Below are 26,244 nucleotides of genomic sequence, written 5' to 3' on the forward strand. Positions count from 1 at the left end.
AGGATCGAATCGGTGTTTTGGCCGGCTGAACACCCCGATAAAAGCTGTATAACGAGATTGTACAATATTCGCACAACCCTTATAGCACTCCGGTTCCTACTCCGATCAAGAACATGGCAAATTCGATGGCTGAACAACTTCAGCAGGACATGGTCTGTGAGGGATTGCTGGAGTGTATCCACGGGCTGAAACAACTCGATAAGGACTGCTACCGGGTGCTCGTCGAAAGCGAGGAGCCGTTGACCATCGACGAGGTCGCCGACGAAGTCGACCGGGAGCGCTCGACGGCGTATCGCTCGATCCAGCGCCTGCTCCAGAGCGGGTTCATCCAGAAAGAACAGATCAACTACGAACAGGGCGGGTACTATCACGTCTACCGGCCGACCGACCCGTCACAGATCGCCAACGACATGCAGCGCATGCTCAACGACTGGTACGCGAAGATGGGCCAACTCATCCAGGAGTTCGAGGACAAGTATTCGGAAACTGCCGAGACGACCCCCATCGCCGAAAGCTAATCCCGTGTCGTCTCCAGACGCTGCTTTTCACCTCGAGTCCGCGGCCATCGCCGAGACCACGCTCGAACTGGTGGCCTTCGATACGACCAACCCGCCCGGAGACACCCGCGAGATCGTTCGCTGGATCGAGTCGACGTTCGACGACCTCGGCCTTGAGTCAGAGCGGGTGACTGCCGACCCTGCGAAACCGAATTTACTTGCGACGCTTCCCGGCGAGAGCGAGCGAACGCTGTTGCTCAGCGGCCACCTCGACACCGTACCGTACGACCTCGGTGGCTGGTCGTACGATCCGCTCGGCGAACGCGTCGGCGACCGGATCTACGGCCGGGGGACGACCGACATGAAAGGGGCGGTCGCGGCTATGGTACACGTCGCTCAAGCGTTCGTCGAGTCCAACACCCGGCCACCGGTCACGCTCGGCTTCGCATTCGTCAGCGACGAGGAGGTTGCCGGCGATGCAGGGCTCGAGGCCGTCCTCGAGGCTGGCCGCCTCGCCGTCGACGGTTGTGTGATCGGTGAGCCGACGGGATCGGTCGGCGCCCAGTCGGTGACCGTCGCCGACCGGGGCAGCATCTGGCTCACCCTCGAGGCGACCGGCGAGGCCGCCCACGGCTCCCGACCGATGTTGGGCGTGAACGCTATCGACCGGCTCTGGAACGCAATCGAGGTAATCAGAACGCGTCTCGAGGGTCGGTCGCTCTCGGTTCCCGACCCCGTCGAACCGATTATCGAGGAGTCAGTCGACTACTACGAACCCTCGATGGGTGCCGAAAACGCGCGGCTGCTGTTCGAACATCCCACCGTCAATCTCGGCACGATCGAGGGCGGCGAGACGGTCAACAGCGTTCCGCGCTTCGCACAAGCCCGCCTCGACATTCGGCTTACTGCAGGCGTCGAGACGCCAGCCGTCCTCGCGGCTATCCGCGAGTGGATCGACGACTGTGAGGGCGTCTCGATCGCCGCCGTCAGCTCGAGCGTCGGCACCTACGAGTCGCCCGACTCGCCACTGGTCGCCGCGACGGTCGACGTGGCGACCGACGTCCTCGAGGAGCCGGTGTATCGCCGGAGCGCCACCGGTGGTGGCGACGCCAAACGGCTCAGAAACGCGGGAATTCCGACTATCGAGTTCGCCGTCGGCACCGAAACGGTTCACGCCTGCGACGAGTACACGACGCTCGAGGCGCTCGAGAGAACCGCCGAAACCTACGCTCGGTTGCCGGCAGCGTTCGCCTCGCGTCTCGAGTGAACGGTGTGCAATGGTGTGTAAAACCGATTTTCGCCGTCCACCCCTACAACGCCTCGAGCAGCGCGTCGATGTCGTCTCTGGTGTTGAACGCGTGCACTGACACCCTGACCGCCTCCGGGTACGGCAGCGATCTGACGACGACGTCCTGGTCGGCGAGTCGTTCGACGGTCTCCACTGGGTCGTTGACGTCGATCGTGACGAGGCCGGATTCGAACGATCGCGGGCTGAGCAAGGCGCTCTCGTCGATCCCGTCTTTCAGGTACGCTGTGAGTTCCGCGATCCGGGATTCGATGGCGTCCGTACCGAGTTCGTGGTGGAGGTCGATGGCGGCCTCGAGCCCGGCGAAGGGTGCCGGACTGGTCGTTCCGACCTCGAACCGTCCCGCGCCGGGGGCGTACTCGTAGTCTGCGGCGTAGGCCTCGACGACGCTTCGGAAGCCGATTTCGTGGGGGATGCAATCGTGCTCGAGCCCCTCCCGAACGTAGAGGAAGCCGGCGCCGAACGGCCCGAGGAGCCACTTGTGGCCGGCTCCGACGACAAAGTCCGCGCCCCATTCTGTGACGTCGACGGCGACCTGACCCGGCGACTGGACGGCGTCGACGAGTACCAGTGCGTTAGCATCGTGGGCGACGTCGACGATCTCGCTGATCGGTACCTGGGTGCCGTGTGTCCAGGTAATCGAACTTACGACCAACAGCGTCGCGTCCTCGGCGACGGCTTTGACGGCCTCGAGATCCACGCGGCCGCGATCGGTTTCGAGGACGCGGACGTTGATTCCCCGCGTGTCCGCGAGTAGTTGCCACGGCAGGATGCCGGCTGGGTGCTCGAGATCGGTTCGAACGACGACGTCGTCCTCGTCCCACTCGAGGGCGCCGGCGACGCGGTTGATACCGTCGGTCGTGCTCTGGGTGAGCGCGATTTCAGACTCTTTTGCGCCGAGCAACTCGGCCACGGTGGCTTTGGTGGCGTCGTACTGGCTGCCGACGGCCTGGTACATGCCCTCGGCCATCGGGGCGTCGTACTCGTGATGTTCGAGGGAGGCAGTTGCCGCGTCGACGACCTGCCGTGGGCTCGGCCCACCGGCACCGGTGTTGAGGTAGATGCCGTGATCGAGAGCGGGAATCCGCGTTCGAAGTATGTCGAAGTCCATTGTGGTGTACTCTCTGAGTGGATGATTATGAATGGTGGTTCCGCGGCCGTTTAGACGCCGGGGATCGGCGCGAGCGTGATGCCGTACATCGCGGCGATCGTGATCCCGATGACGCCGACGACGACCGGCGGCCAGATGCGGGTGCTCGAGATGGTCGGCGCGCTGTGGCCGCCACCGAGGTACTTCACGATGACCTCGATCGTAAACAGGCTCGTCGTCGCGGCCGCCGAGAGCATACAGAACGGACAGATCGCGCCGATAACGCCCAGCTGGAGGTAGACGAAGTACGCCGACGCACCGAGGCCACCCAGCGTGATCAGGAAGATCCCGCGCTCGAGCAGTTCGTGTTTAGTCTCGAGCCAGAGACCGCCCATGACGATCATCGTTACGTAGTAGCCGGCGCCGAGGAGGGCGAGCGGGATCGGGCCGACGTACGCCCACGCGCTGGTGATGACGGCCATGCTGCCTTCGGGTTCGATGCCGGTCGGGAGCGGGAGCGCCCAGAAGTGGACGGCAGTGAGGAAGATGCTGGCGCCCCAACCGATGATCGCGATGCCCAGGAACGCGCCCAGGAGTTTGTTCACGTACGGCTGTCCGGTATAGGATTGCGTCGCAGTGCTTGTCGAAACGGTATCGCTCATTGTATCTGGATCTCTCTTCCGTTTCACCTTAAGTCTTTGCACGAACGTTACAATACCACACAATACTAAATGCTATTGGCTCGACGACTAGTATCACGAGCATATACACTAAACGGTTAAACTCGGCGCTTTATTCCCGGTTGTACGATGCGAGCAGTGCTATGTAAATTTTAGCTCAGGACTCCAATTGTGGTGTTATAACAATATTATCGCTTCGAATTCGATACGGCGGATCAACCACGGTGATGCTCACATCGGGTCGCCGACGGTGATCAGTCGCTCGAGTTGGCCATCGGCGTGACGGGTTCGATGACGGGATCGGTGGTCTCGAGCCAGTCCTCGGCGTCGAGGGCGGCCATACTGCCTGTCCCGGCCGCGGTAATCGCCTGCCGATAGTCGGGATCCATCACGTCGCCGGCACCGAAGACGCCCTCGACGGCCGTCTCGGTCGTCATCCCGTCTCGCGTCACGAGGTAGCCCTCGTCGTCGAGATCGACCGACGTTGCCTCGAGGAAATTCGTGTTCGGGACGTGGCCGACACCGTAGAAGACCCCGCCGACCTCGACGTCTTCGTGCGTGACGTCCTCGTCGAGTTTGGCCGTCGGGTGTCCGTCGGGGTGACTGACGAGCGTCGCACCCGTCACGCCGGTCTCCTGAGAGCCGTGGATCTCGAGCAGTTCGGTGTTCCACCGAAATTCGATCGAGTCGTGCTCGAGGGCACGTCGGGACATGATGTCCGAGGCCCGGAGTTCGTCCCGGCGGTGGACGACCGTGACGCTGTCGGCGAACTTCGCGAGGAAGAGCGCCTCCTCCATCGCACTGTCGCCGCCGCCAATGACGAGGACGTCGTCGCCGCGATGGAACGCGCCGTCACACGTCGCACACGTCGACAGTCCGTACCCCATCAGTTCGTCTTCGTTCTCGGCACCAACCCAGCGTGCGCTCGCGCCGGTAGCGACGATCAGCGACCGCGTTCGGACGGTGTCGCCGGTCGAAAGCTCGAGTTCGAATGGGCGCTCCTCGAGGTCGGTCCCCTCGACGGTGCCGTGGGTGAACTCGGCGCCGAATCGACTGGCCTGTGCTTTGCCCTGCTGGATCAGCTCCATCCCGCCGACGCCCTCGGGGAAGCCGAGGTAGTTCTCGACCTCCGTGGTGAGCGTCAGCTGGCCGCCGGGTTCCGGTCCCTCGAGGACGAGGGGCTCGAGGTCGGCGCGGGCGGCGTAGACGGCCGCCGAGAGACCCGCCACGCCGGAGCCGACGATGACGATCTCGTGGACGTCGTCTCGTGTGTCGCTCATTCGCTCGTGTAACCCTCGATCAGTGTCCGCAGCTGTGGTTCGGGCAGGACGCCGACGTGCTGTTCGACCTGTTCGCCATTGGCGAAGACGACCATCGTCGGCACGCCGCGCACGCCGAACTCGGCGGCGAGTGGCTGGTGCTGGTCGACGTCGACCTTGGCGATGACGGCGTCTGTCTCGTCAGCGAGCCCCTCGAGGACGGGGTCGAGCATCTTACACGGGCCACACCAGGTGGCGAAGAAGTCCACGAGGACGACCTCGTGGTCACTCACGACGTCCTGGAGGTGCGCGCCGCCGTCGATATAGACGGGTTCGTCAGTCGACTGTACCGGTGATCCGCTGTGTGCATCTGTTGCCATCACGACCTCGTATGGGTCGAGACCGTTTAAAGGTTTGCATAGTATTTACAATATTGAACAACTGGAATTGCCTGCCGAAGGCCATAAAATACGAATGTTCGCACAATGGGCGTTGTGCTGGTGTCCAGAAGATCTCTCTCAAACATTGGTATCGTATACTTTGTGCAATACACTGGAACCGTGGCGTGTGTGGGGGAATACCAACTCAACACCCCACGCACCCATACACACAAATGGATCGACACGAACCCTACCGTATGGTCGCAATCGAACTCGAGGGGCTCACCAAGGACTACGGCTCGGTGCTCGGTGCCGATTCGTTAACGTTCGATGTCGAGCGTGGGGAAATCTTTGGCTTTCTCGGCCCGAACGGTGCCGGGAAGACGACGACGATTCGAATGCTTCTGGGATTTATCTCGCCGACTGCCGGTTCCGCCCGGATACTCGGCCACGATATCCGCGATCGGAAAGCGTTGCTCGAGGCCAAACGGAACATCGGCTACCTCTCGGACGACCCCGGCTTCGACGAACAGGCGACCGGCACTGAGATCCTCGACCTCCACGCGGCGGTCAAAGGCGACGAACGCCGCGAGGAGCTCCTCGAACTGTTCGACCCGCCGCTCGAGCGCAAGATTCGGGAGTACTCCAGGGGCAACATCCAGAAACTGGGGCTCGTCACGACGTTCATGCACGAGCCGGAGCTGGTGATCCTCGACGAACCCACGAGCGGGCTCGATCCGCTGATGAAACAGCGGTTCGCTGACTTCCTCCGGGCGGAACAACAACGCGATGTGACGGTCTTTTTCTCCTCGCACATTCTGAGCGAGGTGCGCCGCCTCTGTGATCGGGTCGCCATCATCCGTGACGGACGGCTCACGACGATCGATCCGATCGACGCCTTGCTCACCCGCAGCGGCAAATCGATCCGCATCCACAGCGCCGATCCGATTCCGACGACTGCGCTCGACCTCGAGGGCGTCCACGACCTCGAGGTGGGCATCAGCGAGTCATCCGAGGCACGCGAAGCCGACGTGTTCACCGAATGTGCGTTCACGTTTACCGGCGACATCAACCACCTGCTCGGTCGCGTGTCGGGGTACGACCTGCTCGATCTCTCCATCGAGGAAGCTCCGCTCGAGGACGTGTTTATGCGGTTTTACGGGGGTGACGACGATGTTTGAGTTCTTCCGCTACGACGCGCGCAAACGGATCCGTGGGAGCGTCTACATGATCCTCGGACTCAGCCTGCTCGTGGCGATGATCTTCTGGGTGTACCCTTCCTTCCGGGATTCGTTCCAGGAGGACGAACTGCTCGAGGCGTATCCGGAGCAGATGCTACAGTTGTTCGACATCCAGACGATGGCATCGCTCGAAGGCTTTCTCGCGTTCGAGGTCTACGTCTTCGGCTGGATCATCCTACTCGGCCTCTATTTCGCGTACAGCGCGTCAGGGCTCATCGCCGACGACGTCGATCGTGGCCGGATGGACACGACGCTGGCGATGCCGGTGTCTCGTCCACGGCTGCTGGCCGAGAAGTTCGCCGCGATTGGCGTCCCGATCGTCACGATCAACCTCGTGATGCCAGTGGTCGTTCTGGTCGGGGCCTGGCTGATCGACGAATCTCTCGCTGTCGCCGACATCTTCGCCATCCACCTGTTGTCGATTCCGTACCTGTTCGCTTGTGCCGGAATCGGGCTGGTCTGTTCGGTCGTGTTCAATCGGGCGACGATCGCGCAGCGGGTCGCCCTCGCAACGGTCTTCGGGCTATTCATGCTCGAATCCTTGCTCGAGGGGACGGACTACGAATTCGTTGGCGCGATCGCCCCGATGCGCTACTTCGATCCGAACGAGATCCTCCTCGAGAGCAGCTACGACCTCGTCGGTGCTGGCGTCATGATTGCGATGACGCTCGTCTTCGTCGGCGTCAGTCAGTTCTGGTTCGTTCGAAAGGATATTTGAGGGGTATCCGATTTGCGTGAATGAAACGAGGGAACGAAAACGACGAGAGCGACGAGAGCTACGAGAGCAGGAACAAACGGAGACTCAGGCGCTCAGACAGTGTGAGAGTTCGAGTTCGACGCCTGCGTCTGGCGTCACCGAGATTTTGACGTCGTCGATGGAGTGGCCGTACTCGCTCGTGTGCTTCCCGGAGCGACGAATCCGCAGTTGTTCTTCGACCAGGGACGCCTCGGTGAGCAACTCGACCTTTCTGTAGGTCGTCGACAGCGGCACGTCACAGCGTTCCGAGAGTTCAGACGCGGAGAGAAACGCGTCGGTGTTGCGGAGTTCCTCGAGAATCGTCCGGCAGTCGCCGTCGTTGAGTGCGTTCAACACGGTGGTGATATCTTCTTCGCCGGAGACGGTGATTTCGCCGTTCGTCAATCCATTGTGACCGTACTGGCTGGTTGCTGCCATCGGCGATTGGCTCATACACTATGGTGGGGGCTATACTGCCTCCAGTGTACACCACCGATATGGTGGGTTGTTTATATACCCCCGGTGTGCCGGGTGACAACCGATCCGATCTGAAACGCGATTTGACACTAACTCGGTGCCGTGTGACCTGGTCGCGCACTGTGTCCACGGACTGCGGTCCGGTCAGTGGCGTCATCGTTGTGAGTCGGGGTGAGTCGTCGCCTGTGTAGGATACCTCGGCCTACTGCGAGCACTACCCTGCGACGGATCCCGGCCTCGAGGAGCCACACTCTTGAGACGCACCTCGAGGGAACGAAGCGCCCCGGGAGAACGCAATGATGAATCCGACGGTGTGACCACGACGACTTCGGCTCGAGAGCTGTGTACTCGCCAGCCCGTTCGATCAGCTACTATCCTCGACAGCCACAGATCACACGGGCCTCACAACAGTTCCCGTACGGCTACAGCAGCTTTCGCACGGCCGCGCCAACGATCCCAGCAAGAGCTCACGGCGTGAAAATGAAAAATCGCAATCGATCGTCGAGATCAGTGACTCGAATCGAGAGGGGTCGTCCCCTTAGTCCTCGAGGACGATCTCGATCGAGACGTCGTTTGGCACCTGGATGCGCATGAGCTGTCGGAGTGCGCGTTCGTCGGCGTCCAGATCGATCAGGCGCTTGTGGACGCGCATCTCCCAGTGCTCCCACGTGGCGGTGCCTTCGCCGTCAGGTGACTTTCGCGCTGGCACCTCGAGCGTCTTCGTCGGCAGCGGAATCGGACCGCTGAGGTTGACGCCGGTGTTGTTCGCAATCTCGCGGACGTCCGCACAGATGTCGTCCAGATCGCCTGGGTTGGTGCCCGCGAGTCGAACGCGTGCCTGCTGCATTATTTCTCGTCGACGCTCAGGACTTTGCCAGCGGCGATGGTCTGACCCATGTCGCGGATGGCGAAGCTCCCGAGCTCGGGGATCTCGCTTGCTGGCTCGATGCTGAGGGGCTTCTGCGGTCGAATCGTCACGACGGCAGCGTCACCCGACTGGATGAAGTCGGGGTTCTCCTCGGCAACCTCGCCGCTCGAGGGATCCATCTTCTTGTCGATCGACTCGATCGTACACGCGACCTGGCTCGTGTGAGCGTGGAAGACCGGCGTGTAGCCAGCGGTGATCACCGACGGGTGCTGCATGACGATGATCTGGGCCTGGAACGTCTCGGCGACGCTCGGTGGGTCGTCGGCGGGACCACAGACGTCACCGCGGCGGATGTCGTCTTTGCCGATGCCGCGGACGTTGAATCCGACGTTGTCACCGGGGCCGGCCGAGGGCACTTCCTCGTGGTGCATCTCGATCGTCTTGACCTCGCCGCCAACGTCGCTTGGCTGGAAGGAGACGTTGTCGCCGACGTTCATCGTCCCGGTCTCGAGTCGCCCGACTGGGACGGTACCGATGCCGGAGATGGTGTAGACGTCCTGGATTGGCAGACGCAGCGGTGCGTCGGATGGCTCGTCGGTCTCTGGCAGGTCGTTGAGGGACTCGAGGAGGGTACGGCCGTCGTACCATGGCGTGTTGTCGGAGGCCTCGGCGATGTTGTCGCCTTCGAACGCCGAGATCGGGACGAACGAGTCGTCCGAAACCTGGAACTGTACCTGGTTGAGGAGCTGGTTGACTTCCTCTTTGACCTCGTTGAAGGTGTCCTCGGAGTAGTCGACGACGTCCATCTTGTTGACACCGATGATCAGTTCGTTGATACCGAGGGTACGAGCCAGGAAGACGTGCTCCTGAGTCTGGGGTGCGACACCGTCGTCTGCGGCGACGACGAGGACGGCGTTGTCCGCCTGGGACGCGCCCGTGATCATGTTCTTGACGAAGTCACGGTGACCAGGACAGTCGACGATGGTGAAGTAGTACTTGTCCGTGTCGAACTCCTGGTGGGCGATGTCGATGGTGACACCACGCTCTCGCTCCTCAGCGAGGTTGTCCATGACGTAGGCGAACTCGAATCCGCCTTTGCCTTTCTCTTCGGCTTCCTGTCGGTGCTGCTCGATGACGTGCTCGGGTACGCTTCCCGTCTCGAACAGGAGGCGTCCGACCAGCGTACTCTTTCCGTGGTCGACGTGGCCGATAATGGCCAGGTTCTGGTGCGGTTTGTCGCTCATTGTTGTAGCTCACGCGCAAAGGCGCTTATATCGGTCTCTTTTGCCCGATGCGGTTAAAACCATTTCGAAAGCGTATTCGAGCCACCCCCGCGCTTGCTTGCGGTTTGTGAGTCTGACACACGCATTGAGCAACCGTCGGATTGAACGGTCACGATCGCTGGCAGCCCAGGATGCCCCCGCTCAAACCACAGAATCGACGGGCAGCGGTGGTGACGCCCCTGTCACCGGTTACAGCCGGCCAATATCCGAGAGTACCGCCGTCGCCGTCTCCGGCCCGCCGGCACCTCGCCCGCTCGAGTACAGGTCGCCCGCGTGCCGGGTCTGGATCTGGACGATGTTCTGGGTGCCCGAGACTGCCATTGCGCCGTTTTCGGGGACAAGTCGTGGGCCGACGCGGACGCCATCTCGCGTCGCCTCGCCGACCAGCCGAATCGTCCGGCCGTCCTCGGCCGCGAGTTCGAGCGCCGTTGGTGGGAGGGCCTGAATGCCCTCGACGTCAGCGTCTGCGAGGGAGAAGCCGCCGTCGGCGAGCACGTTCGCCAGGATGACGCACTTCAAGGCGGCGTCGGTGCCGTCGACGTCGAAGGTCGGATCGGCCTCGGCGACGCCCAGATCCTGAGCTTCCGCGAGGACGTGTTCGTAGTCGAGCCCTTCGGTTGCCATCCGCGTCAGGATGAAGTTCGCGGTGCCGTTGAGGACGCCTCGAACTGCGGACACGGCCTGTGGCGTGCAGTCTTCTATCGTCGAGAGGACGGGGATCGCCCCGCCGACGGCGGCCTCGAACCGGAGCGAGCCGGAACTGTCTCGCTCGAGTGCGCGCACCTCGTCGTAGCGTTCGGCCACGGGGCCTTTGTTCGCGAGTACGACGTGTTTGTCGTCCTCTAGCGCCCGCCGTACGTGTGAAAAGCCTGGTTCGGCGTCTCCGAGCGTGGTGGGGGTCGCTTCGACCAGGACGTCGTAGTCGGTCTCGAACACGGTCTCGGGCTCAGCGGTGCCGAGCGGTTCACCGCCGGCTTTCCGCTCGAGAGCCGCTTCGACGTCGAGTTGCTCGGCGTCGGCAGCGATAGTTGCTCGGCTCGAGTCCGCTAGCGCGACGACCTCGTGGCCGTACTCGGCAGCGAGGTCGGTGACGGCGGCGCCGACGGCGCCGGCACCCAGTATGGCGAGGCGCATCACCGATCACCTCCCGCCAGCGGTTCGACGAGACAGAGGTCTTTCGCGTCCGCGAGGCGCTGGAGGTGGTTCAGGACAGGACGAGCACTGTCAGTGTCGACCGCGAGGCGCAACCGCGCACTCGAGGTGGCATCCATGCCGTCCGGCGCGGCGAGTGAGAGGTCGAGCACAGACGCGTTCGCGTCGCGTTCGATCGTCGAGAGCGTATCCGAGAGGTCGGTTTCGACGAGGTGGCCGACGAGCACGACCGTCAGTTCCTCGCCGTAGCGTTCCGGCCCGGCCTGGATCACGTTGATGCCTGCCTCGCGCAACGCGGCGACGATGTCATCGAACCGGCCGGGGGCACACTCGAGGTCGACCTCGACGGGGATGTGCCCGCGCGGGGTGATGTTGCCGCGTTCGTGGTGAATACTGAGGAGGTTGCCCCCGTTCTCGCTGATGGGTGCCAGTGCCCGAAGTAATTCGCCTGGCTCGTCGACGAGTTCGAGGCGGACGGTGTACGCCTGGACGCCACCATCCGTCTCGGGTGGATAGTCGGCGTCAGCTGTCGATTCACCGGCAGCGAACTCGTCACTCATCGACGATGCCTCCCGGTGGGCGTCCACGCGTTTTCATGGGTACGTCTGGGCAACGGGACTAAAAAAACGTATAGGCGGTCGCAAAACTGACCGGGCGTGTGAACAGGGTGCACGCTCGAGTCACACAGTCGGAAGGTGGAAGCCCACGACCGAAGTCGTGGCTTCCTGATAATACGCTCGCGTCACGACACGGACTCGACCTGTGACGGCCACGAACAGCCCGCTCGAGCCGCCTCAGATGTGATCTTTGCCGGGATTCGACGATCCCCAGTCGCCCCGACCGCCCTCCGTACGGTCGATACCCATTATCGATTCGGCCTGTTGGGGCCCGCCGAGACTCTCGCGTGGATCAGGAACCCGAACCGTCACGTCCGTGATCTCGGGCCAGGTGAGCAACTCGGCTTCGATGTTTCCCGTCGTGATGTCGGCAACCTCACAGCCGCTACAGCCGCCCCCGAGTTCGATGATTACCTCACCGGTTTCCGGGTCGGCCTCTCGAACCGCACTCGTGCCGCCGTGCATCTTGATTATCGGCATCTCGCGGGTCAGCCACTGCTCGACGCGTTCGTTGAGCGGGGCGTCGTCGGCGTCGGTCATTATCGGCGTTAGGCGACCCACCGCTGAAAGGGTTTGGTTTGGCGACCGGTGTCGAGGCGGCTCTCGTGGCCGGACGAGTCGTCCAATCAGTCGTTCTCGCTATTCTCCGTTCGAGTTCGACGCCGACGCTCGAGGGCGGCCACACCACCAGCGATGCCGGTCGCTGTCGCGAGCGAGGTAAACCCTGGAATCGGATCGTCTTCCGTGGTGTCGTCCGCGGCCGGTGCCGTTCCGCTCGAGTCGTCCGCATCCGTCGTCTCGTCGGTGTCGCCAGTGTCGTCGTCTCCACTTTGATCCTCGTCAGATTCCCCGGTATCGTCGCCGTCGCCAGTATCGACACCACTATCATCGGTGTCGTCCGCCTCCTCGAACGCCGGCGGGTCGACCTGTTCGCCGGGCTCGCTCGGGAACACGTACAGCGCGCCGTCGATTCCAGCACCGGGAATGAGTGGCGTGGAACTGGCGACGAACGTTTCCCCCGACTGGGCGACGCGGGCCGTCCAGAAGCCAGCCGCTGTGGGGTCGCGCCAGGCGGTAATCTCCTCGGGTTCTTCGAGCACCGAGAGGTCGTGAATCGTCACGCCACCCTGATACCACGACGAGTAGAGCCAGCCGTCTCGAATCTCGAAGTTGTGTGCTGTCGTCCACTGGCCGCCCTGGTAGGTGGCATCCGGCGAGTCGGGGGCCTCGATAGAGGCCGCGAACACCGGGTCAGTAGGATCGCTGACGTCGAAGAGATCGATGCCACCCGGCCCGTCTGCTTCCGGAGCGTCGGTCTCCCAGGCTTCTCGACCAACCGCGAGGATCGTCCCCGTGTCGTCGACGGCCGAGTAGTGGTCGTTCCCCGGGAGGCCGAGCTGATAATCGGATTCTTCCCCCTCGTCGATCTCGAGCTGGGACTCGACCGTCGTCTCTGTAACGTGTGACAGATAGGTGGGGTCGGCCGGTTCGCTCACGTCGAGCAGATAGGTGCCGGCGTTCCAGTACGCCAGGTAGGCGATCCCCGATTGAACGTAGACGTCGTGGAGATACCAGATATACGGACTGACGTCCGCCCATCGAGGTTCGTGTTCGAGCAGCGACCAGCGACCGACCTCTTCGGGCTCGTCGTCGCTGACGTCGAAGATGGCGAGGGGATTTTCCTCGAGGTCGTTGGCGACGAGGTAGAGTCGGTCGTCCTCGAGAAAGCAGTTGTGGATGTGATAGCCCGTCTCGTAGGGTTCGCTCACCTGAACGGGGTCGGCGGGATCGCTGACGTCATAGAGGACGAACCCGTTGAATAGCGACGGGTTGACGCCGCCAGGACCGACGACCGCGAGTCGATCGCCACTGACCTTGACGTCGAGGATATCACTGAACTCTGGATAGTCGTCTTCGAGGAGGTTGCGACGGTCGGCGAGGATCGTCGGGTCACTTGGATCGGAGATGTCGACCGTGACGAAGCCGTCGATCGCCGCGATGTAGACCGTCTCCCCGTCGTCACCGACGACGGCTTCACACGCGCCATCGACGTCGACGACGCCGAGGGGTTCGTAGGACTCCTGGGCAGTCGTTCGCGTTGCCTGTGCGCTCGAGGCGGAGAGGCCGAGAGCTGTTCCCGCGGTAGCAACGCCGAGAGAACGAAGGAGGGCTCGTCGTTCCATATTCACAACACGTACTGATGGCATAAAACGCTGTGTGCTTTGGCGTTGATCCCGGTCGCTCGTCGCTCGTGGTCACGAACAGCAGCCTACCGGTCGGTCGAGCCTTACGACCGCATCAGCCGTCGGTCACCCGTCCCCTCGGTGAGCGCACTCGCTAGCGCCCCCTCGAGAACCACGTCGTCACCTTGTTCGGTCACCGTGATCTGGGGAACGTTCGACATCACCATGTCGGGGACGCGCTCGCGAATCGGATCGACCACCAGTTCCTCGTTGTTGAGGACGACCGCTCCTCCCAGCGAGACGACCAGTGGGGCGTAGGAGTGGACGATGTTCGCGATGCCGATCGCGTTCCAGTGAGCGAGCTGTTCGATCGTGTGGTCGGCCAGTTCGTCGTCTCCGGCCAGCTCGAAGACGTCTTTGGCAGTGAAGTCGGGATCCTCGAGCGGGAGGTCGGTCTCGATGGTCGGATCGTCCTCGGCGAGCAACTTGGCGTAGCGGGGGATGTTGTTTCCGGAGCAGTAGCCTTCCCAGTGGCCGTCTTTCCCACAGCCACAGGTGAGTCGCCCGCGCGGGTCGACGACGCAGTGGCCGACTTCGCCAGCGTTGCCGTCCCAGCCGTCGATGATGTGGCCGTCACAGCACACACCCGCGCCGATCCCCGAGGAGATCGTGACGTACACCATGTCATCGGGATTGCGATCGGAATGAAATCGTTCACCGATGACGCCCGCGTTGGTGTCGTTGTGGAGGTACACCTCCGCGGAGTCGACGAGCTTCGAAATCGGCCCCGTCAGCGGGATTCGATCGATCGTATCGGGAAGGTTTGCGGGATCGATCACCGCGCCCTCGGCGAGGTCGAACGGGCCGATCGAGCCGATCCCGACGGCCTCGACCCGTGTCGGTTCGACTCCTGCCTCGTCGCAGGCGTCCCGCAGCGTCGCCAGCACTTTCTCGGTGACGTCGATCCCGGTCGGGCCTCGTGGCGTCCCGTTTCGGCTCTGACCGAGGCACCGGCCGTCGCCGTCGCCGACGATCGCTCGAACGTTGGTTGCGCCCAGATCGACGCCCGCGTAGTAGACCATTCCTATCCGTGAACGCGACGGCCCGACACTTAACTGCACACATTGTTACTCGAGATCGAGTAGCCCTCACATTCCCCGTGTCATCGGGGAACGTACCGGCACAGAATTTCGGGAGTGGAGCGGCTCGAGATCGGTGTCTCGAGGGCGTGCTCTGTTCGGGACGATCCGTTTTGGTCGTCGCTCTGTTAAAGACGACCCGCGTTGGAGGTCACACCGTCTGCGTGACGATCCGACAAAAACGATCTCCTTCGGTCGATCGCGTTACTCGACCTCGAACTCGATTGCCGCGCCCTGGCCGAATCCGACACAGAGCGTCGCCAGACCACGGCCGCCGCCGCGCTCGTGGAGTTCGTGGATCAAGGTTACCGGCAACCGGGCACCGGAGGCACCGAGCGGGTGACCGATCGCGATCGCCCCGCCGTTGACGTTGAATTTCTCTGGACCGACGCCGAGTTCGTCGCGGCTGTAGACACACTGGCTCGCGAACGCCTCGTTGAGTTCCACCAGATCGTAGTCGTCGATCGCTCGACCCGTCCGGTCGAGCAGCCCGCGGGTGGCCGGCACCGGGCCGATACCCATCACGGTCGGGTCGACGCCCGCCACGTTGTTGCTGCCGACGGTCGCCAGGATCTCGAGGTCGTGTTCCTCGGCGAACGCCTCGCTCGTGACCATCACGCCGGCCGCGCCGTCGGAGATCTGGGAGGCGTTGCCGGGGGTGACCGTCCCGTCACCTTTGAACACCGTGGGGAGACCCGCGAGCGTCTCGAGGTCGGTGTCCGGACGGATGCCCTCGTCCTCGGTGATCGTCCCTTCGTCGGTCTCGATGGGGACGATCTGGTTCTCAAAGCGACCCTCCTCGGTCGCCGCGTGCGCGCGCCGGTGACTCTCCAGGGCGTACTCGTCCTGGGTTTCCCGGTCGACGTCGTACACTTCGGCGACCTTCTCGGCGGTCATCCCCATCTGGAGTTCGCCGACGTTGTACTCGGTGGCCAGCTGTGGGTGGAGGTGGACGTGGCCCTCTCCCATCGGGTTCCGGGACATGTTCTCGACCCCGCCCGCGATGATGCACTCGCGCTGGCCGGCGCGGATGGCGTCCGACGCCGACATGATCGTCTGCATGGACGAGGCACACCAGCGGTTGATCGTCGTCGCCGGGACGGACTCGCCGAGGTCGGAGAGCAAGGCGATGACTCGAGCCACGTTGTTGTCCTGCTCGCCCCGCTGCTGGGCGCAGCCCCACATCAGGTCGTCGATGTCATCCCCCGAGAGCCCCGTCTCTGTGAGTATCTCGTTGACGATCGGAATCGACAGATCCTCGCTTCGCACGTCGGCGAACACGCCGCCGTCTTTCCCCTGTGGCGTCCGCAGCGCCTGCACGATCACTGGTGTCTGTGACATACGTGCTCAAAGGTTCTTCACGGACTTAAATGGCCGTAGAACTGTCGGGGACGCGAGCGGAGTTTACTGGCTCAGTTCGGTGGCGTGGCTCGAGCGTCGTCGACAAGCTATTTTCTCGAGCGGTCGTGCTTTTGCCGGTTGTAGACAGTAAGATGCTAAACTACAGAAAGTGACGTTTTTATGTAATTGGTACTGTCACGCAATTGGATCCGATGGCCTGGCGGATGCACGCGATCGAGAGTCACCAGCATCGCCATCGATGGTACCTGTCGCAAGCGAACCCACAGACCGATCCTGATCGGGCGAGTTCTCACGACCTCAGAACAAGAGGTGGGAACTTATTACTGAACAGTGTATCACTCAGTAACAATGAGCACAAGTGAGGACTTCATCTTCGTCTGTCCGGAGTGTACACAGTCCATCACGGTCAACGCCTCCATGCGAAACGCACTCGTCGAAAACGGGTGTGTCGTGTGTGGGTCGACCGTGAGCCCAGATCATTTCGAAACCGCACCGGAGGAGTCACGACCTGAGACCTGACACCAGAGACTGTTCGAACGGCCGACCTCTCTTCTCTCTCCTGTCGACTATCCAGATACATTTGAATACGGGCAGGATCATTGAGTGGCGGCATCTCCGCGATAGAACGGCACGCTAACGACCCCATTCTCGAGTGCTGGTGGCTGAATCCTTTTGTATCTGCTCGAGGTACGTCTACCCGTCCCATGTCCTCCGATCCCGGCACCGGGAGTCCGATCCTCGAGACGCTCGCGCTCTTCACCATCGTGTTTGTCCTCCAGGCGATCACCTCCCTGTTCAGCATGGCCATGATGGCAGGACTGTTCGTCCTCGAGGTTCCCATCGAGAACCAGCCGTGGACGATCGTGACGAGCGTCTACGCCCATGCAGGCGTCGGGCACCTCCTCTCGAACAGTATCGGTCTGGTGCTCTTCGGGTGGCCGATCGCCCGGGCGACGACGCGCGTGCGATTCCACACGTTCTTCATCACGATGGGGGCGATCGCCGGCGTCTCCCAGGTGGTCATCACGAGTGCGCTGGCCTCGCTGGCTGGATCGGGTGGAGCAGCGGGCGTCCTCGGGGCGAGCGGTGCCGTCTTCGCCCTGATGGGGTATCTGCTGGCCGGGAACCGGCTGTCGGACGGATTGGCGTCCCGGATCCAGGTGCCGCTGTGGATGACCCTCGTCGTCTTTCTCGTGCTCGCCGGGGCCACTACGATCCTGACGGCGGCCCCGCAAGTAGCCCTGATTGCCCACTTCACCGGCTTTTTCCTCGGGTTGGTCGCCGGCCGTGCGGGCCTGCTCGAGGTGTCGCGGACGAGACAGCCGACGGGGCGGGCGGCTTGAGAGGCAGTGACGGCCACTTTGGCGAAACACAAGGTACAAATACAAACCGCGGGTAGGAATGCTCGAGGGCTCGTAGATCAGTGGCAGATCGCTTCCTTCGCAAGGAAGAGGCCCCGGGTTCAAATCCCGGCGAGTCCATCACGATTCTGACACGTTTCGAATTATCCCGTTAGTCGCTTCTATAGCGACTCATTTCCATTGTGCGTTCGGGGAACGGGTGTAATTTTCCAGCGATTTGAGACGAGTGGTTCCCGCGCGGGTCTCGCCTCGACGCTGTACGCCAATTCGGTCGAAGGAAAACGGGGGGTGGTCGCTGTGGCAGTGAGTCACCGGCCGTCCTCGAGCGGATCGACGTGCCGCCACTGTGGAGCCCACGTAACCACCCAGTTCACTCGGGTGTTCGGTGACGATCGCGACCGCGCCCACCGCTGTGGCGAGTGCGATTCCTACCAACGGCTGTCACGCGGGAGCGGCGCGGGGGTCGACGTCGCGATTCCAGATCCCGAGACGTCGCCCGGTCGTCACGGGGGTGAGTCCGATGTCTGACCTGGAGTGGCCGGATGCCTTACTGCGGACGGCTGAGGAAGACCGTGAATCCTATCCAGGGAACTTCCGCGTTCAGACTCGGCGCGCGTTCCAGAACATCCTCGGCGAGCTGAAGACGTGGGACGGTGTCACCGACGTCCAACTCGAAAGCGGGGCAGATCACCTCAAACATAATTCGAACCTCTCGTACGCTAACGCTTCGAAACCGGATGATCCGGGCGTCGTCGCCTACTTCACGAAAGACGGCGAGCAGATGGCTGCGGCGTGTGATCGGTGGGATAACCTGCGCGACAACGCCCAGGATATCTACCACTACCTGCACGAAACTCGGATGCAGAAACAGCGCGGGACGGTCACCGCCGAAAGCGAGTACCAGACATTTCGACTCCCGAGCGCTGGTGAGGCCGTCGAAGCCACCGCATCACCGTACGCTGTCCTCGAGGTTGCGTGAAATGATCGATGACGGATACCGACTCTTCGCCGTCTCCGTAGATGACGAAATAGTTGCGCTCGCAGGCGTCGGGATTCAGGTGAACATGTACTACGGTCGCCACGTATGGGTCTATGAACTGGTGACGGACGCCGACCATCGATCGGAGGGGCACGGTCTCAAACTCCTCTCTTTCGTCGAAGACTGGGCAGAGGAGAACAACTGTGAACTCGTCGCGCTCTCTTCGGGTCTCCAGCGGGAGGATGCACATCGCTTCTATGAGGAACGGGCCGGGATGGAACGGGCCAGCTACGTGTACAAACAACCGCTGGAATAGCCTGTCGTCGCATGCCAGGTCTTGATAGCTGCTCTAATCACCGCTCGTCACGTTACTCATCTTTGTTCAAGTCTCGGACTGGTGTTACAGTTATCGCACATTTTGCCGTTTCAAGCTGCGAGGCAGATTAGACAGACCGTTTGAGCCGAAGTGAATTTCGGTCGCTTGTATCGCTGTAGGCCTCTCGCTCTCCAACACTCTCAAATCCATGTTTTTGGTAGAACGATTTGCCAATTTTGTTGTTAGGCACGATAGAAACCCATTGTTCGGTCGCACCGTGCTCGAGTTGCTGTTTCGTTATCGCTTCGAGCAATCGGGTACCAATTCCTCGGCGTTTTGCTGATGGGGCAACGTAGAGGACGAATACCTCGCCGACGTTCGGTTCGGTGAGACCACCACCACCCGCACCAACGACTTCCTTGTCATTGAGCGCGACGAGCCAGCCATCCCAGTCCTCTGGTGAGCGTACTTCCTGCGCCACTCGCTCGGGAGTGTAGAACTCCTCTATGGTCGCTTCGATTTCTTCGTCGGGAAGGATACCGGCGTACGTCTCGCGCCAGCCTTCAGCACAGACACGACAGATTCCATCGACGTGCTGCTGTTCCGCTGGGGCGATGACGACATCCATACCAATAAAAACTCTTCAAGACGACAAAATTACTCCGATGATTCCGTCTCAGTCACCGCTCTCACCCTGGTCAACAACCCCGACCTCAAGGGTCGGGGCTTGTCAGTGAACTCCCGCTCTGCCGCTAGACAGCGGAGGCGTTGAAATCGCCGTTCGCGTTCACCGTTCCTGACTTCAGGGCTAGTTGACTGGTAGCCCGTCCAGACCCAGACTTGAGCCAGTTCTGGACAAGACGCCACGCCACATTTCGAGCCGCATTGTAATCCGCGTGCAACTCCCTCCCGCACTTCAGACACTCGAACTCGTCGCCATCACGGTTGTCCTCGTGAGTGAACCCACACTCGCCGTGACTGCATCGCTGTGACGTGTACTGTGGAGCAACGGTATCGACGTCGATACCGTGTTCCTCGGCCTTGTACTCGACCTGTCGCTGAATCTCGCGGAACGCCCACTGCTGGAACTTCGAAGCATTCGAGATGCGCGTCCAAATCCACGTTAACCGCTCAAACGCGATATGCGTGCAGTCGTTCTCGATGGTTTCTCGAACGATACCGTTCGACACATCGTGTAAGCGGTGACGACTCCACTCGGCAAACCTGTCACCGATTGACTGGATGGTGAGGTGTGCCGAGCGTGTGCCTGTTTGTTGCAGGTTTCCACGGCGACGTTCGTACTCGTCTCGCCTGTGGTTGAGTTCGTCCGCGTTGCCGAGGAACGCTCCTGTGCTGGTAACGGCGAGGTAGCCGTCCACGTTGAGGTCAACGCCGAGAACCACTCCGTTCTCGGTCTTCTCGTCCGTAGAAACAGGGTCAACGTCTTTCTCGACGGCAACGTGGAGATAGTATTCTCCGTCACGCTTGTGGAGCGTGGCCTCTTTCTTCTCCCACTTGTCCTCGTTCCAGTACTCCTCAAACGGTGTTCCCTCGTCGTGGTATGGGAAGACGTACTCGGCTTTCACGCGACCTTCCACGGTGGAGAGTGTCACATGGTCGTCGTTGTACGTGATGGTGCGCCCGTTGTACACGATGACAGTACCCCGGAACTCTGGTTTGCTCGTGTTCTTAGTGTCTCCGAGCAAGTCGTGGCAGTTCGACAAGGCGTCGGCGGCGAGGTTTCTCGCAGATTGGACGAGACTGGCTTGGAGATTGGTCTGTTCGCGGACTTCGGTGTACGTGGCTTTGTGGAGTTTGTTTTTGGCTTTGACAAGGTGGTCTGGGTCGTCGCTCCATCCGTGGTCTGCGACGTGTTGGGCGGCGTGTCGGAACTCTTCAAACGTCTGGTCAACAGTCGAGTGTTGTGACTCGGGGATGGTGAGTTTGACTTGGATGTTCCTGACCACCTCTGCCATACTTCATTAGACGAGACATAACTATTTAATGATTAGTGTTTGGCAGCGTGGGGGAGTTAGCCGTCCTGTGATGCGTGGTTATATTCCCAAGTGTCGGCTTCCTCCCCGAGGTCAAGTCGTTCGAGAATCGGAGATTCTCGTGATCACGGAAACCTCAGGTTTCCGAACGACCTCGGGGTATCCGCCTCGACCGCCGATGAATTCGCTCCGACTATTGAATCCCCGTCCTTGCCACGTGTCTTCGATTTCGTCGAGAAACGACCGTGTGACTTTGAAGTTCACCGTGAGGATCTCGTCGTCGCCATTGTTCGTGGCCGCTTCAGACATACGCTAGTATTACCAGCGTGTTACTGTAGGTGTTTGGGCGCTCAAACATTGACGCCATCGGAAGGTGGGACAAGAGTGCACAACGACTGTGTTGCTTGCTACCGATTCTCGCGCTGGTGTACTTTGTTCAACTCGATCAACAATCTGAATATCGCCTTCACGAGATTTGCATCAACGTCGAAACGATCGGCGTTCTCTCCGGCTCGATCCATCACGCGAGTCTCCTGGCTCTCGTCGGTCGTTGGGAGTCCTTCGGCATCTTTGACCTGGGCGATCGTATCGGCCACGTACGTTCGTCGCGCGATGAGTTCGACGATGTCGCTATCGATCTCCTGAATCTCCTCGCGCAACTCCTCGAGATCCATCTCATCGGGCGTTCGCGTGTTGGGGTCGCTTTCGCTTCCGGTTTCCGAGCCAGTGCCGTCGTCCGCATCCGCTGTAGGGGTATCGTTCGTCATATCGTCTTTGTGCCGTCGTTTCGCGTTCGAACCAGTCGGGTCTCGCCCGGTCGCTCGTTCCACCGTTCACACACCGTCTCGAGCGCCGTCCGATCGCCGACGGCGACGTAACTTGGCCCGGTGCCAGACAGCGAGACGCCGTCGGCCTCGGGGAGGGCCTCGAGCATCGGTTCCGTCGATTGTTCGAGTGCGCCACAGAAGGCGAAGCCGTTGACGGTCATGGCCTCCCCGTAGCGCCCATCGAGGGCGAGTTCGGCGACGAGGTCGGCGGTCGTGGCGATTTTGGTGCAGGCGTCGACGTCGGCGTCGGCGCTGAACGATTGGGTCGGTGGGGTGTACACCGCGGCGTGCCAGTCGGCTGGCTCGCGTTCGAGCAGGCGGTCGTCGGTGTTCTCGGTGATCGTCACGCCGCCGAGCATGCTCGCGCTCGCATCGTCGAGCGCGCCCGTGACGGTGACGCCGGCGTCGCGGGCCGCCTCGACGCCGAGCAGGCAGGCCTCGAGGGGGTCGACCTCGTCGGCCAGTCCCAGTGCGTCGAGGGTGGCGAGCACGGTCGCGTTGGCTGCTGCGCTCGAGCTTTTGAGGCCGGAGGCCATCGGCACCTCGCTCTCGGTGGTGACGCGAGCGTCCATCGCCGAACTGGCGTAGCGCTCGAGGGTTATCTCGACACAGCGTTCGATCAGGGTGGTGTCGGCGTCGGGAGCGTCGGCGACGCTGCCGGTGGTCTCGTTAGTGCCATCGTCACCGTCGATCAACTCGACCGTCGCCGTCGTCTCGAGGTCGATGGCGAACGCCGAGCCGGTGCCGGTGGCGAGGGCGTTGAGTACGGTGCCTGCCGCTGGTGCAACCGCCCGACCGTCCATACAGCCACTCTGTCGGAGGGACTACTTACGACTGGTGGTCGGTGCGGTTCTGGCCGCAACACAGATTCCGCCCGCTTGCGAGACGAACGCCGAGTTCGTGGTGTTTTTGACGACAGCGCCCGAGCGTTCTGGTATGAGCACCCGCAGTAACGTCGCCCCGAGCACGCTTCCGGTCGAGCTCGTCGACGGCGGCGTCGTCGTCCGCTACCTCGACGGTCGTGAAACGTTCTACAACGGCGTCCCCGACCCCACCGAAGGGAGCGTTCGGTCACCACCGGGCAAAGAGGTACACGTGCTGGTCACCGATCCCGACGGCGTCGAAGGCGTGATGACCTACGTCAACGACCGCAACACCCACGAGGACATCCTCGAGTCGACGGGCGTCGGGCGGGTCATGCTCGAGTCGACCGACGAGGAGGAGTTGTTCCCCGGCGTAACCGTCACCACGGAGGGGTATTCGGTTCGCGTCGAGGCCGACTTCTCGATCGTCGACGGCCGGGTGTTCGTCTTCGCCGAGGACGAGATGAGCGAACACGCCTACGAACTCGTCGACGAGGACTGATGCCGCTTCGAAAACCCTGGCGCGACCTCGATCGGACGACGGTCGCCCGTGCGCCGGATCGCCCCGGCGTCTACGAATTGAGCGATGACGAAGGGACGATTCAGTCGGTCGGTGCCGGCGTCCTCCGCGACGACCTCAAGACGGCGCTGGCCTACGGCGACGGCGAGCGCGTCCGCTGGGAGACGACGCACACGCTCGAGGCGGCCGAGGAGCAGGCCGCCGAACACCGGCGTCGGGCCGGTCTGGACGGATAGTTGGGTGCCGATTGTCGATTATCGATCGTTGATGGGGGTTTATCGCCTGTCGATTCCGACCGTCGGCAACCGGTCGTCGATGCGACTGGTACGGGTACTGCAGTGAGAGTCCAGGGACTACTGGATGTACGACGGGCCGGCCGCGTCACAGTGTCGTTCGTGTTCCTCGGCGTCGGTCTCGAGGTCGAACAACAGCCCGCACTCTTCGCACTCGTACCAGGTGGCGTCGTCACGCTGGGTGGAGACCACCATACCGACGTATGACACACACAGCGGCAAAACCGTTTCTCCACCTCTCACCCCTCGAGCCGATTGACTCTGCCGATTTCAATCCTCGCGGTCGACTCGCTCGGCCGCCGTCTCGAACGCGGCTTCCTCGAGTTCGCGACTGCGTCGTCCCTCCTGAGCGGCGAGTGCCTCCGGATCCGGCGCGACGTCGTCGGTGATTCGGGCCCACGACCCGTGCACCTTCGCGTGGCACCATCGACAGAGGTAGACGGTGATCTCGTGGCTGAGCGTTCGCCCGTCCCGGGCGTACGACAGGTGGTGTTCCTCGAGTAGCGGACGGATGCCTGTTCCATCCGCTCCGGTGTGCTCGGATCCGATGCGACGTTCCTCGAGGCCACAGCGGACGCACTCGCGGTCGTGGTTGCGCGAGCGGAAATGGGGGCAGATTCCCCACTCCGGCACGTCATCCGCGTTTGCAACCGACGAACAGCCACCACAACTGCCCTCGCTCTCTGGATCGACGACCGGACACGCGTAGTCGTGGGCTGCCCGCTCGCGGGCGAACTCGGGGTCGTGCTGGTAGTGGTCGTAGGCGTACCGGCAGCGCCCGTCGCTCGTCAGGTAATCGCAGACGCCAGCGAACGCGTAGGGGTCGTCGACACCTACTGACGTTCCTCGTGGCGTTTTCTCCATACCTGTGTCGTTGGCGCGAGACTGTTTGAATCTGCTGTCTCCGTTCGTGGCCACTGTCTCTGGTTCTCGTGGGCTCGGCTCGATCCTGGATCCGGCCCTGGGATCGACCCCTCTCGAGACCGCTACCGCTGGTTCGATCGGTTCGACCAGTACAACGGGATCAACAGGACGAGAAACACCGTCCCCATCGCGGCGATCGAGACCCAGATGGTCGCGATAATTCGCTGGTCGAGGTAGCCGGCGATCTCGAGCACCCACAGGAGGCTGTACAGTCCCGCGACGATCACGACGGTCACGTATATTCGGAACGCAAGGCCTGTGAGGTGATACAGCAGCGTTTTCGACGGGATGAGTCGGTCGTATCTCATATCACAGGGGAAGAAAGTCGAACTCGACGCTGATGAGGACGGTACCGACGACGGCGATCACCACGACCGCTGCCGAAATAACCAGAATCCACCACGCGAGTGGGCTGAGATCGTCCCGGAAACTGGTCAGTCCCATCGTTGACTGTCTGTGAAAGGTAAGTATGACATAATAAATGCACTGGTCGGGAGGATAGTTCAGTGCTCGAGGCGTCCATTCGACCTGTTACCACCGTCGTTACGCGAGTAACCGTGCACGGTGGCCTGTAGGTGAGTGCGGCTCGGTGAACTACTCCTGCCTACTCAGCCGCTTACACGGCTTCCTTGAGGCAGGAGCTTCCTGTTTCAACGACACGACTTGCAGACACAGAACGAACGTCCACAGCGGTCGCAGTCTTCACAGGCGTACCTTTGGAGTGAACCACTCCTAGTTTCTCCAAACCACGAGATTTGACGTTCAGCGCCGCGTTCCAATCCCTATCCAACTCGAACCCACAGGATGGGCACGAGTGTTCCCGAACCCACAGCGGCTTCGCAGTCTCTACCCCACAACACGCACACTCTTTCGTCGTGCCGTGAGCAGTCACTTCCACGTAGTGTGTGCCGTGCTTGTCACAGTGGTGTTCAAGAATCGAACGGAAATCGCTCCATCCGACCTCGGATTTGTTCCGAGCGTTCCCCTCGGATTCGAGCATCGACTTCACGTCGAGGTTCTCAACGAACACAGCGTCGTACTCTGTCGCGTAGAAGTGCGCGAGCTTGTGCTTGTAATCGCGCTTCTTGTTCGACATCCGAGCGTGAACCTCGGCCACTCGACGGCGTTGTTTCTCCCAGTTGTTTGACTCATATTGCTCGCGTTCGAGTCGCTCTCGCTCATCTGATAAGTCGATTCGCCCAATGGAAAGCCCGTCAGAATCGTGAACGAAGTTGAGCACACCGAGGTCGAATCCCACAGTGTCCTCCTCATCGATGTCTTCTGGGTCTGGTTTCTCAGGTTCCTCAGTACTGATGCAGAACGAGGCGTACCACGCGCCAGTCGGCTCTTTCTTCACCGTGATCTCTTTGATAGCGTCGTGCTCTGGGAGGTTTCGGTGGAGTCGGATTGGAATTTCAAGTGTATCGCCGCGAACCTTTTTGAGTCTCAGAATTGCTCGGTCTCTCGGGCCACTCTTCGTGTCGAGTTCGAAGCCCGATTGCCGATACGTGAAACTCTGAAATTCACGCGGTTACTTCCAGTTCAACGAGCCAACGCTGTATCCTTTGGCTTTCAGTTTGCCGAGGTTGTTGATGTTGGTTCGGATGCGTTCGACGGCTTTCTGTAACACTGTGGAGTAGACTTGTTTCAGGTCAATCCACTGTTGTTTGAGTCTGGGTAAGTCGTCTCGGACTTGCCAGACGCGCTGTCGAAGCGTTCCGTCGTCTTCTGGTATCTTGTTGAATTCGTGGAGTGCGTGGTTGTAAACTTGTCGCACGGTGTTACGAGTCCAGTCGAGTCTCTCCCGCTGTTCGCTCGTCGGGAAGAGTCGACATTTTGGACTGTACTCCATGTGACTTGTCTCCTGCTAGTGGTTGTGGTTAGTTAAGCGTTTTGA

32 protein-coding genes, 1 tRNA gene and 2 pseudogenes are annotated in these 26,244 nt (G+C 61.5%); 12 read left to right on the forward strand and 23 right to left on the reverse strand.

What is annotated here, in order from left to right:
- The first annotated feature begins 113 nt into the window (after positions 1 to 113).
- Both NGM68_RS13240 and NGM68_RS13245 read left to right on the forward strand, forming a co-directional pair.
- Positions 114 to 518, forward strand: coding sequence for a helix-turn-helix domain-containing protein (locus tag NGM68_RS13240; RefSeq protein ID WP_252698713.1), 405 nt, complete (start codon positions 114 to 116; stop codon positions 516 to 518).
- 4 nt (positions 519 to 522) lie between these two features.
- Entirely contained in the window at positions 523 to 1,764 is a 1,242-nt protein-coding gene (locus tag NGM68_RS13245) for a M20 family metallopeptidase (RefSeq protein WP_252698714.1), read from the forward strand.
- A gap of 43 nt (positions 1,765 to 1,807) precedes the next feature.
- Here NGM68_RS13245 and NGM68_RS13250 read toward each other — a convergent pair whose 3' ends face one another.
- The 4 genes from NGM68_RS13250 to trxA all read right to left on the reverse strand — a co-directional run bounded on the left by NGM68_RS13250 (position 1,808) and on the right by trxA (position 5,212).
- On the reverse strand, positions 1,808 to 2,914 hold the full coding sequence (locus NGM68_RS13250; RefSeq protein WP_252698715.1) for an aminotransferase class V-fold PLP-dependent enzyme: 1,107 nt from the start codon (positions 2,912 to 2,914) through the stop codon (positions 1,808 to 1,810).
- 50 nt (positions 2,915 to 2,964) lie between these two features.
- Positions 2,965 to 3,555 carry a vitamin K epoxide reductase family protein gene (locus NGM68_RS13255; protein WP_252698716.1) on the reverse strand — a complete coding sequence of 197 codons (591 nt, stop codon included), beginning with the start codon at positions 3,553 to 3,555 and terminating at the stop codon, positions 2,965 to 2,967.
- A gap of 272 nt (positions 3,556 to 3,827) precedes the next feature.
- The gene (locus NGM68_RS13260) at positions 3,828 to 4,853 is read right to left on the reverse strand and encodes an NAD(P)/FAD-dependent oxidoreductase (protein ID WP_252698717.1); all 1,026 of its coding nucleotides are present in this window, start codon (positions 4,851 to 4,853) and stop codon (positions 3,828 to 3,830) included.
- Complete coding sequence (trxA, locus tag NGM68_RS13265; RefSeq protein WP_252698718.1) at positions 4,850 to 5,212, reverse strand: thioredoxin; 363 nt, start codon at positions 5,210 to 5,212, stop codon at positions 4,850 to 4,852. The genes NGM68_RS13260 and trxA overlap by 4 nt, the downstream gene beginning before the upstream one ends.
- A gap of 257 nt (positions 5,213 to 5,469) precedes the next feature.
- Here trxA and NGM68_RS13270 point away from each other — a divergent pair, with 257 nt between their 5' ends.
- Positions 5,470 to 6,393, forward strand: a complete 924-nt coding sequence (locus NGM68_RS13270) for an ABC transporter ATP-binding protein (protein ID WP_252698719.1) — start codon at positions 5,470 to 5,472, stop codon at positions 6,391 to 6,393.
- On the forward strand, positions 6,386 to 7,171 hold the full coding sequence (locus NGM68_RS13275) for an ABC transporter permease subunit (protein ID WP_252698720.1): 786 nt from the start codon (positions 6,386 to 6,388) through the stop codon (positions 7,169 to 7,171). Before NGM68_RS13270 ends, NGM68_RS13275 begins: the two co-directional genes overlap by 8 nt.
- A gap of 84 nt (positions 7,172 to 7,255) precedes the next feature.
- On the opposite strand, the gene NGM68_RS13280 is transcribed toward NGM68_RS13275, so the two are convergent.
- From NGM68_RS13280 to NGM68_RS13320, 9 genes are all read right to left on the reverse strand, one after another.
- A complete protein-coding gene (locus tag NGM68_RS13280) occupies positions 7,256 to 7,642 on the reverse strand; it encodes an ArsR/SmtB family transcription factor (protein WP_252698721.1) in 387 nt (128 codons plus the stop codon).
- A gap of 562 nt (positions 7,643 to 8,204) precedes the next feature.
- Positions 8,205 to 8,516: a 30S ribosomal protein S10 gene (rpsJ, locus tag NGM68_RS13285; protein ID WP_425493624.1), complete on the reverse strand. Its 312-nt coding sequence runs from the start codon at positions 8,514 to 8,516 to the stop codon at positions 8,205 to 8,207.
- A complete protein-coding gene (tuf, locus tag NGM68_RS13290) occupies positions 8,513 to 9,778 on the reverse strand; it encodes a translation elongation factor EF-1 subunit alpha (RefSeq protein WP_252698723.1) in 1,266 nt (421 codons plus the stop codon). The genes rpsJ and tuf overlap by 4 nt, the downstream gene beginning before the upstream one ends.
- Positions 9,779 to 10,006: 228 nt before the next feature.
- Positions 10,007 to 10,951, reverse strand: a complete 945-nt coding sequence (locus NGM68_RS13295) for a homoserine dehydrogenase (RefSeq protein ID WP_252698724.1) — start codon at positions 10,949 to 10,951, stop codon at positions 10,007 to 10,009.
- Positions 10,951 to 11,529 (reverse strand): amino acid-binding protein, encoded by a 579-nt coding sequence (locus NGM68_RS13300; RefSeq protein WP_252698725.1) that lies wholly within the window; start codon positions 11,527 to 11,529, stop codon positions 10,951 to 10,953. The genes NGM68_RS13295 and NGM68_RS13300 overlap by 1 nt, the downstream gene beginning before the upstream one ends.
- Before the next feature lie 234 nt (positions 11,530 to 11,763).
- Positions 11,764 to 12,126 (reverse strand): NifU family protein, encoded by a 363-nt coding sequence (locus NGM68_RS13305; protein WP_252698726.1) that lies wholly within the window; start codon positions 12,124 to 12,126, stop codon positions 11,764 to 11,766.
- Between the two features lie 86 nt (positions 12,127 to 12,212).
- Positions 12,213 to 13,769 (reverse strand): LVIVD repeat-containing protein, encoded by a 1,557-nt coding sequence (locus NGM68_RS13310; RefSeq protein WP_252698727.1) that lies wholly within the window; start codon positions 13,767 to 13,769, stop codon positions 12,213 to 12,215.
- Positions 13,770 to 13,873: 104 nt separating this feature from the next.
- On the reverse strand, positions 13,874 to 14,851 hold the full coding sequence (locus tag NGM68_RS13315) for an ROK family protein (RefSeq protein WP_252698728.1): 978 nt from the start codon (positions 14,849 to 14,851) through the stop codon (positions 13,874 to 13,876).
- 261 nt (positions 14,852 to 15,112) lie between these two features.
- Positions 15,113 to 16,249: a thiolase family protein gene (locus NGM68_RS13320; protein ID WP_252698729.1), complete on the reverse strand. Its 1,137-nt coding sequence runs from the start codon at positions 16,247 to 16,249 to the stop codon at positions 15,113 to 15,115.
- Between the two features lie 369 nt (positions 16,250 to 16,618).
- Here NGM68_RS13320 and NGM68_RS13325 point away from each other — a divergent pair, with 369 nt between their 5' ends.
- The 6 genes from NGM68_RS13325 to NGM68_RS13350 all read left to right on the forward strand — a co-directional run bounded on the left by NGM68_RS13325 (position 16,619) and on the right by NGM68_RS13350 (position 18,926).
- On the forward strand, positions 16,619 to 16,789 hold the full coding sequence (locus NGM68_RS13325; protein WP_252698730.1) for a DUF7560 family zinc ribbon protein: 171 nt from the start codon (positions 16,619 to 16,621) through the stop codon (positions 16,787 to 16,789).
- Positions 16,790 to 16,974: 185 nt separating this feature from the next.
- The gene (locus NGM68_RS13330) at positions 16,975 to 17,613 is read left to right on the forward strand and encodes a rhomboid family intramembrane serine protease (protein ID WP_252698731.1); all 639 of its coding nucleotides are present in this window, start codon (positions 16,975 to 16,977) and stop codon (positions 17,611 to 17,613) included.
- Positions 17,614 to 17,679: 66 nt separating this feature from the next.
- Positions 17,680 to 17,751 (forward strand) — tRNA-Ala (locus tag NGM68_RS13335).
- A gap of 177 nt (positions 17,752 to 17,928) precedes the next feature.
- Positions 17,929 to 18,159: a DUF7563 family protein gene (locus NGM68_RS13340; RefSeq protein WP_425493573.1), complete on the forward strand. Its 231-nt coding sequence runs from the start codon at positions 17,929 to 17,931 to the stop codon at positions 18,157 to 18,159.
- Complete coding sequence (locus NGM68_RS13345) at positions 18,152 to 18,610, forward strand: J domain-containing protein (RefSeq protein WP_252698733.1); 459 nt, start codon at positions 18,152 to 18,154, stop codon at positions 18,608 to 18,610. The genes NGM68_RS13340 and NGM68_RS13345 overlap by 8 nt, the downstream gene beginning before the upstream one ends.
- Before the next feature lies 1 nt (position 18,611).
- Complete coding sequence (locus tag NGM68_RS13350) at positions 18,612 to 18,926, forward strand: GNAT family N-acetyltransferase (protein ID WP_252698734.1); 315 nt, start codon at positions 18,612 to 18,614, stop codon at positions 18,924 to 18,926.
- A gap of 127 nt (positions 18,927 to 19,053) precedes the next feature.
- Here NGM68_RS13350 and NGM68_RS13355 read toward each other — a convergent pair whose 3' ends face one another.
- From NGM68_RS13355 to NGM68_RS13375, 5 genes and pseudogenes are all read right to left on the reverse strand, one after another.
- Positions 19,054 to 19,554, reverse strand: coding sequence for a GNAT family N-acetyltransferase (locus NGM68_RS13355; RefSeq protein ID WP_252698735.1), 501 nt, complete (start codon positions 19,552 to 19,554; stop codon positions 19,054 to 19,056).
- 124 nt (positions 19,555 to 19,678) lie between these two features.
- A complete protein-coding gene (locus NGM68_RS13360) occupies positions 19,679 to 20,902 on the reverse strand; it encodes an RNA-guided endonuclease InsQ/TnpB family protein (RefSeq protein WP_252698736.1) in 1,224 nt (407 codons plus the stop codon).
- 195 nt (positions 20,903 to 21,097) lie between these two features.
- Positions 21,098 to 21,229 (reverse strand): annotated as a pseudogene (locus NGM68_RS13365) (ribbon-helix-helix domain-containing protein); the annotation flags it as partial.
- A gap of 98 nt (positions 21,230 to 21,327) precedes the next feature.
- Positions 21,328 to 21,687 carry a chorismate mutase gene (locus NGM68_RS13370; protein WP_425493574.1) on the reverse strand — a complete coding sequence of 120 codons (360 nt, stop codon included), beginning with the start codon at positions 21,685 to 21,687 and terminating at the stop codon, positions 21,328 to 21,330.
- The gene (locus tag NGM68_RS13375; protein ID WP_252698737.1) at positions 21,684 to 22,550 is read right to left on the reverse strand and encodes a shikimate kinase; all 867 of its coding nucleotides are present in this window, start codon (positions 22,548 to 22,550) and stop codon (positions 21,684 to 21,686) included. Before NGM68_RS13375 ends, NGM68_RS13370 begins: the two co-directional genes overlap by 4 nt.
- Positions 22,551 to 22,683: 133 nt before the next feature.
- Here NGM68_RS13375 and NGM68_RS13380 point away from each other — a divergent pair, with 133 nt between their 5' ends.
- Together NGM68_RS13380 and NGM68_RS13385 are read left to right on the forward strand one after the other, a co-directional pair.
- Positions 22,684 to 23,112 (forward strand): DUF5796 family protein, encoded by a 429-nt coding sequence (locus NGM68_RS13380; protein WP_252698738.1) that lies wholly within the window; start codon positions 22,684 to 22,686, stop codon positions 23,110 to 23,112.
- Positions 23,112 to 23,366, forward strand: a complete 255-nt coding sequence (locus NGM68_RS13385) for a DUF7508 domain-containing protein (protein WP_252698739.1) — start codon at positions 23,112 to 23,114, stop codon at positions 23,364 to 23,366. Before NGM68_RS13380 ends, NGM68_RS13385 begins: the two co-directional genes overlap by 1 nt.
- Before the next feature lie 117 nt (positions 23,367 to 23,483).
- Here the strand turns inward: NGM68_RS13385 and NGM68_RS18210 are convergent, their stop codons facing one another.
- The 5 genes and pseudogenes from NGM68_RS18210 to NGM68_RS13400 form a co-directional block, all read right to left on the reverse strand.
- Positions 23,484 to 23,618, reverse strand: a complete 135-nt coding sequence (locus NGM68_RS18210; protein WP_256469886.1) for a DUF7128 family protein — start codon at positions 23,616 to 23,618, stop codon at positions 23,484 to 23,486.
- Between the two features lie 75 nt (positions 23,619 to 23,693).
- Positions 23,694 to 24,287 (reverse strand): DUF7097 family protein, encoded by a 594-nt coding sequence (locus NGM68_RS13390; RefSeq protein ID WP_252698740.1) that lies wholly within the window; start codon positions 24,285 to 24,287, stop codon positions 23,694 to 23,696.
- Positions 24,288 to 24,409: 122 nt separating this feature from the next.
- Positions 24,410 to 24,655, reverse strand: a complete 246-nt coding sequence (locus NGM68_RS13395) for a hypothetical protein (protein ID WP_252698741.1) — start codon at positions 24,653 to 24,655, stop codon at positions 24,410 to 24,412.
- A gap of 1 nt (position 24,656) precedes the next feature.
- Positions 24,657 to 24,791, reverse strand: a complete 135-nt coding sequence (locus NGM68_RS18215) for a hypothetical protein (protein ID WP_256469887.1) — start codon at positions 24,789 to 24,791, stop codon at positions 24,657 to 24,659.
- A gap of 172 nt (positions 24,792 to 24,963) precedes the next feature.
- Positions 24,964 to 26,199, reverse strand: a pseudogene (locus tag NGM68_RS13400) (RNA-guided endonuclease InsQ/TnpB family protein).
- Between the last annotated feature and the right edge of the window lie 45 nt (positions 26,200 to 26,244).

The sequence above is a fragment of the Natronosalvus vescus genome, assembly GCF_023973145.1.
GTDB classification, from domain to species: Archaea; Halobacteriota; Halobacteria; order Halobacteriales; family Natrialbaceae; genus Natronosalvus; species Natronosalvus vescus.